The sequence below is a fragment of the Mesorhizobium sp. M1E.F.Ca.ET.041.01.1.1 genome, assembly GCF_003997355.1.
Classification (GTDB): Bacteria; Pseudomonadota; Alphaproteobacteria; order Rhizobiales; family Rhizobiaceae; genus Mesorhizobium.
The window spans coordinates 1-7215 of the sequence record NZ_RZSL01000315.1; the positions used below are offsets into that span (position 1 = coordinate 1).

Annotated in this window: 9 protein-coding genes; 4 read left to right on the plus strand and 5 right to left on the minus strand. The window is 64.2% G+C overall.

Translation table 11 applies throughout. From position 1 onward, the window contains the following. Positions 1-48: 48 nt before the first annotated feature. Positions 49-318, plus strand: a complete 270-nt coding sequence (locus EOA38_RS22745; RefSeq protein WP_127300309.1) for a helix-turn-helix transcriptional regulator — start codon at positions 49-51, stop codon at positions 316-318. 22 nt (positions 319-340) lie between these two features. Here the strand turns inward: EOA38_RS22745 and EOA38_RS22750 are convergent, their stop codons facing one another. Next, entirely contained in the window at positions 341-1267 is a 927-nt protein-coding gene (locus EOA38_RS22750; protein WP_127300310.1) for a DMT family transporter, read from the minus strand. A gap of 113 nt (positions 1268-1380) precedes the next feature. Then, complete coding sequence (locus EOA38_RS22755) at positions 1381-2238, minus strand: ATP/GTP-binding protein (protein ID WP_127300311.1); 858 nt, start codon at positions 2236-2238, stop codon at positions 1381-1383. 112 nt (positions 2239-2350) lie between these two features. Here EOA38_RS22755 and EOA38_RS22760 point away from each other — a divergent pair, with 112 nt between their 5' ends. Together EOA38_RS22760 and EOA38_RS22765 are read left to right on the plus strand one after the other, a co-directional pair. Next, positions 2351-3145 carry a helix-turn-helix transcriptional regulator gene (locus EOA38_RS22760; protein ID WP_127300312.1) on the plus strand — a complete coding sequence of 265 codons (795 nt, stop codon included), beginning with the start codon at positions 2351-2353 and terminating at the stop codon, positions 3143-3145. A gap of 48 nt (positions 3146-3193) precedes the next feature. Next, positions 3194-4012 (plus strand): alpha/beta hydrolase, encoded by an 819-nt coding sequence (locus EOA38_RS22765; protein WP_127300313.1) that lies wholly within the window; start codon positions 3194-3196, stop codon positions 4010-4012. A gap of 76 nt (positions 4013-4088) precedes the next feature. On the opposite strand, the gene EOA38_RS22770 is transcribed toward EOA38_RS22765, so the two are convergent. Genes EOA38_RS22770 through EOA38_RS22780 form a run of 3 tightly spaced genes read right to left on the minus strand, consistent with a single transcriptional unit; the run spans position 4089 to position 6339 of the window. After that, positions 4089-4895, minus strand: a complete 807-nt coding sequence (locus EOA38_RS22770) for a lipo-like protein (RefSeq protein WP_126091004.1) — start codon at positions 4893-4895, stop codon at positions 4089-4091. Between the two features lie 41 nt (positions 4896-4936). Then, positions 4937-5869 (minus strand): CHAD domain-containing protein, encoded by a 933-nt coding sequence (locus tag EOA38_RS22775; protein ID WP_127300314.1) that lies wholly within the window; start codon positions 5867-5869, stop codon positions 4937-4939. Continuing rightward, positions 5866-6339 (minus strand): CYTH domain-containing protein, encoded by a 474-nt coding sequence (locus EOA38_RS22780; RefSeq protein ID WP_127300315.1) that lies wholly within the window; start codon positions 6337-6339, stop codon positions 5866-5868. The genes EOA38_RS22775 and EOA38_RS22780 overlap by 4 nt, the downstream gene beginning before the upstream one ends. A 90-nt stretch (positions 6340-6429) precedes the next feature. Here EOA38_RS22780 and EOA38_RS22785 point away from each other — a divergent pair, with 90 nt between their 5' ends. Further along, positions 6430-7134: a CerR family C-terminal domain-containing protein gene (locus EOA38_RS22785; RefSeq protein ID WP_126091007.1), complete on the plus strand. Its 705-nt coding sequence runs from the start codon at positions 6430-6432 to the stop codon at positions 7132-7134. Positions 7135-7215: the final 81 nt, after the last annotated feature.

Genomic DNA, 7215 nt, shown 5'->3' on the forward strand with positions numbered 1-7215 from the left:
ATTTATATTAGATATCGATATTGCATATTCAGATATGGATTCCAGCCGATGATGACTGCCGCACAGATGCGCGCCGCGAGAGCCTTGGCCGGTATCGACCAGAGAACGCTCGCCGAGCGCGCCGGGGTTTCGCTTCCGACCATACAGCGCATGGAAGCGAGCGAAGGCGTCGTCAGGGGCGTGGTCGACTCGCTGATGAAGGTCATCCAGGCGCTCGACGAGATCGGGGTGGAGTTGATCGGCGAAAGCCAGGCGAGCGAGCGCGGCGGCAGAGGCGTGCGGTTCAAAGCCGTCACGGCACAGAGTCCGCAGGGCTGACCTCCCAGCTAACCGGGATCCCTCAAACCGCCGCTTCGATCGGCTCGGCAAGTTTCGGGTTTGCGCGCGCGGCGATCAGGCAGCCGGCGACGATCAGGCATGCCCCTGCCAGCGTGGTCCAGGCCACCTCCTCGCCGAAGAAGAACCAGCCAAACGCGATTGCCCAGATGAAGGCCGAGTATTCCGTCGGGATCAGATATTGCGCTTCGGCGCGGGCGTAGGACCAACTCATCAGGAATTGGCCGGCGAGCGACAGCACCGCCACCCCGACGAGGTGAGGCCAGAGGTCTTTCGGCAGCGCGACGGCGAGCCATGGCGCGGCGAGACCGAGGATGATTGCGACGCAGAGGTTCTGGAACAGCATGATCTCGACCGGCTTGGCCAGCAGTGCCTGTTGCCGGGAGAGGATCAGATTGTAGGCATAGAACACCGTCGATACTAGCACCGCAGCCGTGCCGAACAGGGCATCTTGCGAATGGCTTGCCGCCCCAAACTGGCCGGCCAATATGATCGCGACGCCCGCGATACCGGCCAGCGACGCCCATACAGCCTGCCGCCTTATACGTTCGCCCAACAACAGCGCGGCGAGGAGCAGCGCAACCAGGGGCGCGACGAAGCTGAGCCCGATCGCCTCGGCGAGCGGCAATCTGGCGAGTCCCCAGAAGAACAAAAGCAGGATGATGCCGACAACCGCGGCGCGCAGCGCATGCAGCCCCAGCACCGGAAGGGTGGGCTTCGAGCGCGGCCCCGCCGACCAGGCCGCGCCCGCGATCAAGGTCGCGACCATGCTGCGCCACAGCACCGTATTGTACACGCCTACCGCGATAACCAGCGACTTCATCGCCGCGTCCATCCCGGACAGCAGGAAGATCGCCAGCGCGCAGACAAGCACCGGGATCATTGGGGAAACGGCGCCGGTCAGGCTGGATGTCTTCACGGCTTCGCTCATGTGACGGGAATTTGCTGCCGGATATCCCGGAGCGAGCGGCAGAACCAGATGGCAGCCGCGTCGATATGGCAGTCCAACCCGGATCGACGCCGTTCCCGCCGCCGCAGCGGCCCTCAGTCGATCTTCAGCGCCGCGACGGCGCCTTCGCCCATCAGCGGCACGAAGATCTTTTCACCGTCGGTGCCGATATCGGCGCTGCCCGGTTTGAAGGTGGCGATCGCCTCCGGCGCGCCGCCGGCACGGTAGCGGTAAAGCGTGCCGGTCATGTAGGCGGTGGCATAGATATCGTCGCCGATGGCGACGACGCCGTCGAGATCGGCGAATCTTTTGGCGCCAGGCAGCGGCGTCACCTTCCTGCTGGCGAGATCGACCGCGAGCAGGCCGCCCGGCTCCGCCGTGCTGAAATCGGGCCTGATGCCCTTGCCCCAGGACGCGACGATCAGCCGGTCGCCTTCGGCGAAGACGCCGTTGGGCGAAGCCAGCAGCGCATCCTTCACGAACAGCTCCGGCTTGTCGCCGTCAAGGCGATAGATCGTGTCGGCGAGCATGTCGCTGACATAGACCTTGCCCGAGGCATCGGCCGTCATGTCGTTGAGGAAAACCGCGCCCGGCACGTCGATGGTCGAGACCAGCTTGCCGCTGGCGATGTCGACGACGCGGACCTTGGTGATATCGGCGGCGTAAAGCCTGCCGCCCGAGATCGCCATGCCCTTGGGCGCGTCCATGCCGTCCACCCAGTGGCGGATGATGACCTTGCCGTCCAGCGACAGCAGCGACAAATAGCCGTTGGCGTCGGCATCGCCGGGATTGCCGACGATGTTGGAGACGACGATGCGCTTGTTGGCGGCGTCGAACAACGCCGATTCCGGCTGCTCGAAGCCGCCGGCGCGCCAGATCTCGCCGGCCTGGGCGGCAGAAGCCGCTGCAATGCCAGCGAAGGCGAGAAAAGTCGAAGCGATGAGGGTCTTCATGGTGCTCTCCTGTGGTGACGGCGAAGAGCTAGGTTTTTCGATACTTTTCTGGAAGACTGTTCGCACGTAGTATCGAAGATCGATACGAATTCATGCAAACGAGGTGCATTCCATGAACGGTCCGATTTTCGTGGCGCTGAAACGGACGTTGAAGGCCAAGGGCCTGACCTACCGGACGCTGGCCGAGCGCATGGGCGTTTCCGAGCCGACGGTGAAGCGCATCTTCCATGAGCGGAACTGCAAGCTCGATCGGCTGATGGAGATCTGCGCTGCGGCGGAAGTGGAGCTGGAGAATGTGCTGGGCTCGATGAGCCGGGGGCCGGGACCGGCCAACCACGTCGCGCCGGAGATCGAGCGCAGGCTTGCCGCGCGGCCGGCGCTGCTCTTCGTCTTCATCATGCTGTCGGAAAAATTCACGCCCGAAGGCATCATGCGCTCGCAGGGCCTGAGCGAAGCCTCGATGTTCCTCTATCTGCGCGATCTGGAAGAGCTTGGGCTCGTGGCGCTCGGGCGCGGCCTTTCAGCCAGGCTGCTGGTCGACACACCCATCCAGTGGGATTTCGAGGGGCCGCTGAAGCCGCATTTCGAGACGACCAACAAGAACTTCATCGGCTGGGCGATCGGTCATATGGATGGCCAAGCGACCTTCGTCAGCTTCTCCCGGCGGATGCGGCCGGAAACGGCGGAGATGGTGCGGCGCGAGGCGGAGGACCTTGCCGAGCGCGCAAGGCTGCTTGCCCATCACGACCAGCACACCACGCCGGAAGACCAGCTTGTCGGTTACAAATGGACCTTTGCCTTCGGCGCGACGCCGTTTCCGGCGATCATGCCGATCGGACCGCATCCGCGCGACGCCGGTGCGCGAATAGCTTCGGGAGCAAAAGGACGGCGGCCGCTGCCGGCCTAATGGTTGAAATTTGGCGCTTGGCACCCGCAGTCCCGGGGAGAGTATTGGATGACGTGGAAACTCGATGAGACCGTGCAAACATCCGCGGGCACAGTGGCAGCGGGTCGACTGGGCAGCGGGCCTGCACTCGTCCTGGCTCATGGTTGGCCGTGGTCTTCGTTCTCATGGCATCGGATCATTCCGAACCTTGCAAGGCGGTATCGCGTTCATTGGTATGATATGCCCGGATACGGGCAATCCGAAAAAGACGCGGGGCAGCGCACGTCACTCGACGTGCAAGGAAAAATATTCGCCGAGATGCTTGCGTCTTGGGATATCGAACGTCCGATCGTCATCGCCCACGATATGGGTGGAGCGACAACGCTACGGGCGCATTTGCTGCATGGCTGCGACTTCGACCGGTATCTTCTGATGAACGTTGTCGCGATGCGTCCTTGGGGATCGGAGTTCTTCGATCATGTCGGTCGCCACGTGGATGCCTTTCTGGGCCTGCCACCGCATATCCACAGAGCGGTCGTGGAGGCATACATCAAGGGAGCCATCGTAAACGACGTCGATTCCGGAGATTTCGAGAAACTTGTCGAGCCGTGGCTTTCCGAGGACGGGCGCGCAAGCTTCTATCGCCAATTCGCGCAAGCCGATGAAAGATATACCGCCGAAATCGAGCCGATGTTCGGGGACATACGCTGTCCGGTAAAGATAATCTGGGGCGAGGACGATCCCTGGATTCCGCTGACGCGAGGCAAGGCGCTTCATGCGCTGATCCCGCAGGCGTCGTTCGAAACGCTGCCTGGCGTCGGCCACCTGCCTCAGCTTGAAGCTCCGGATCTGGTGCTGAGGCGGCTGAGGGCATTTTTAGGGGAATGACATCTCCGCGCGACGCCAGCGGCGCTCGGGCGCGGCCTCTCTGCAGGAATGGCGGGCGAGATCGCCTCGGGCAGGCCTACTCGGCGGCCTTTTCTTCCGAATCGGTCGCCGTGTCTCCCCACGCGACCGCCCGGTAGTCGAAGCCGTACTCCAGCGTCGGCTTGACGATACGGAAATAGGGCGACAGGTCGAAATCGCGCGGCGTGTAAAGCGAGTGATGGCGGATGTGCAGGATCTCCCGCCGCATATAGCTCGACTGCGCCGAGGCGCGGCCGAGCGCGCGGGTGATCTCGGGCAGGATCGGATAGCGGACCTGGCCATAGGCTTCGGCGATCAGCGTCGAGCAGATCGCCCGCGTCGGATCGCCGGAGCCGAACGCCAGCATGCGGCGGCGCCAGCGCACCGGCACCGGCGGCGTCGGCAGGAAGAAGCGCAGCATGTCGAAAATGTTCTTGAGATCGTATCTCAGGCCGAGCTTGCCGATCATGAAGGCAACGACCTTGTCGCGATCCTCCGGCGTCAGCCCGCTCGCCCGGCAGATGCGGGTATTGTAGGTGCGGTAGCGCGAGAGCGGCACGGCAACGCAGCCTTCGCCGAGGGTCACCTCGATCAGACGCGGCCGCTCCGAACCGTCCTCGGGCAGCGGCAAGGCATCACCGACATAGAAGGCCGAATGCGACCAGGTCGACTGGGTGAGGTACTTGATCGCCGCCGAGATCTTCTGGTTGCCCTCGACGAGCAGGACGTCGCCGGGCTGCAGCGTGCGGCGCAGCGTTTCGGCATCGGACGGCGTATAGGGTTCATAGCCCGAGGATTCATCCTGCAGCCGGCCGGCGAGCCAGCGGCCAAGTCGGTCCAGGAGGGTTTCGGCCGGCGCAGTCATCCCAGACGCCGATTAGCACAGGCCGGCCACTTAGACCATGATCAGGCAGCGTTCGCTTCCTCGAGCGGAACCGCGAGGTCGGCGCGCGCCTTGCGCGCGAGCCTTTTGGCGGAACGCCTGGGGCTGTCGCCGAACAGTTCGGCGGCCTCGGAGAGGCAAGCCTTGCCGAGGCTTTTTTCCGAACGCTTCAACAGCTTGCGCAGCAGTTTCGTGTCGTCGGGCGGGCCGAGCGGCTCGCCGTCGGCGGCGAGCAGCGCGCGCATGACAAAGACGTCATGCAGTTCGCCCAGCAACTCGCCAAGCTTGTCGACCGCCTTGCGGCGGGCCTTGATCGGCGTCGGCCACAGGCGGCCGAGCAGCGACAGATGCATCGAGTGCGTCTTGGCCGCCTTGCGCAGGTCGTGAAAGTCATCGGCCTCGCCGCGCGAGCCGGCCTTGTCGAGCGCCTTTTTCGCCCGCCGCAAGATGGCGCGGGCGCCCTCGGCGAGGATATCGGCCGCCTGTTCCGGCTGGTCGGGCAGGGACAGCCTGTCGATACGCTCCAGCCCTTCCCGGCAGGCGGCCATCGCGGCATTTATGGCGGCGTCGAGGCCCGGGCCGGCATGAAGCTCATGCTGGCGCAGCGCCAGCCGCTCGCGGACGGGATCGAGGCCGCCGCCGGCGGTCTGTTCCGGAAAGGCCTCGGCCAGACGGTCGATCGTTTCGATGAGCGCGGTCGCCTCGCGCGGGCCGGCAAGCAGCGCCGACACTTGCTTATAACATTCGTTTTCGGTCTGGCAGAACGGTTCGTCTCCGGAACGAACCAGGCGCAGCAAGGCACGGATGCTCTTCAGCCGCTTGCGGCATTTGTGCAGCCCCTGCTCCGGCTTGTCGCGCGCCGTCTCGAGATGGCCGAGCGCCTTGCCGATCTCGTCGGTCAATATGCGCCTGACCTCGCCGGTGAGCGGCAGGCGCGGATCGATGCGAAAGCTCATGCGGCGATCTCCGGTATCCCCCCGAGGGCCAGCGACGCGTTGTAAAATCTTGACTCGCCGGTGACCTCGCGACCGAGCCAGTCGGGCAGCATTTCGTCAGGTACGTCTTCCGGCGTCTCCAACTCCGCGACCACGAGCCCCGAGAGCGCTCCGCCGAACACGTCGACTTCATACAGATAGCCGCGGTGTCTAACATGGTGGCGTGTCTTCTCGATGACACGCCCGATGGCGAACGCCATCATCTCCTCTGCCTCGGCGAGCGGGATCGGATATTCGAACTCGTCGCGCTCGCGCGCCCTGTCGCCGAACTTGAGTGTCAGTTCCGCCGAAGCACCGTCGCTGATGCGCACGCGCACCGTGCGGCCGGGCTGTGCGGCGACGTAGAATTGGCGGATGCGGATATCCGCCTCGACCAGATGACGCCAGGCATTGCCGGCGACCAGGAACTTGCGCTCAACTTCCTTGCCCATGGCCGCGCACTAAAGCGTGTGGGGACGGACATGGCAAGCCGAGGCGAGAATCAATTTGACTTTAATCAATCGATTGATTAAATCAATGTCATGAGCAAGGAAGCGAGCACCAAAAAGCCACAACGAGAAACCTCTACCGCCGATCAAACGCGCGCGGCGCTTGTCCATGCCGCTCTCAAACTGTTCGGGCGGCAAGGTTTCGACGGCACCTCGACACGGGAGATCGCCGCCGAGGCCAAGGCCAATATCGGCTCGATCGCCTATCATTTCGGCGGCAAGGAAGGCTTACGCGCCGCCGCCGCCGACTATATCGTCGAGACCATCCAGATGATTGCCGGACAAGCGCTCGGCGCAACCCAGGCGACCGCCCCTTCAAACCCGGAAGCCGCGCGGGCGCAGCTCTTTGCCGCGCTGGAGCGGATGGTCGGCTTTGTCGTGGCGAGCCCCCAGGCCGGCGAGATCGTACAATTCGTACTTAGGGAGCTCTCGCACCCGACGGCGGCGCTCGACCGCATCTATGCCGGCGTCTTCGAACCGACGCACCGCCGGCTGTGCCAGATCTGGGAGCAGGCGACCGGCGAGCCGGCCGAAAGCGAAGCCACCAAGCTCACCGTGTTCACGATGATCGGCCAGGTCATCTATTTCCGCATCGGACGCGAAGCGGTGCTGCGCAGGATGGGTTGGCGCGAGATCGGCGACAAAGAGGCCGCCAAGGTCGTGGCGGCCGCGACCGACAACCTCAGGGCAATGCTGGCGGCGCGCGATCCGGCCGCCCGCAAGAAGGGCAAATCATGAGTTTTCTCTGTTCGCTGCCGCTCGCGGCCCATTTGTTCGGCGCTTGCGCGGCGGCCGCGCCGCTCGCCGTCGGCTATGTCG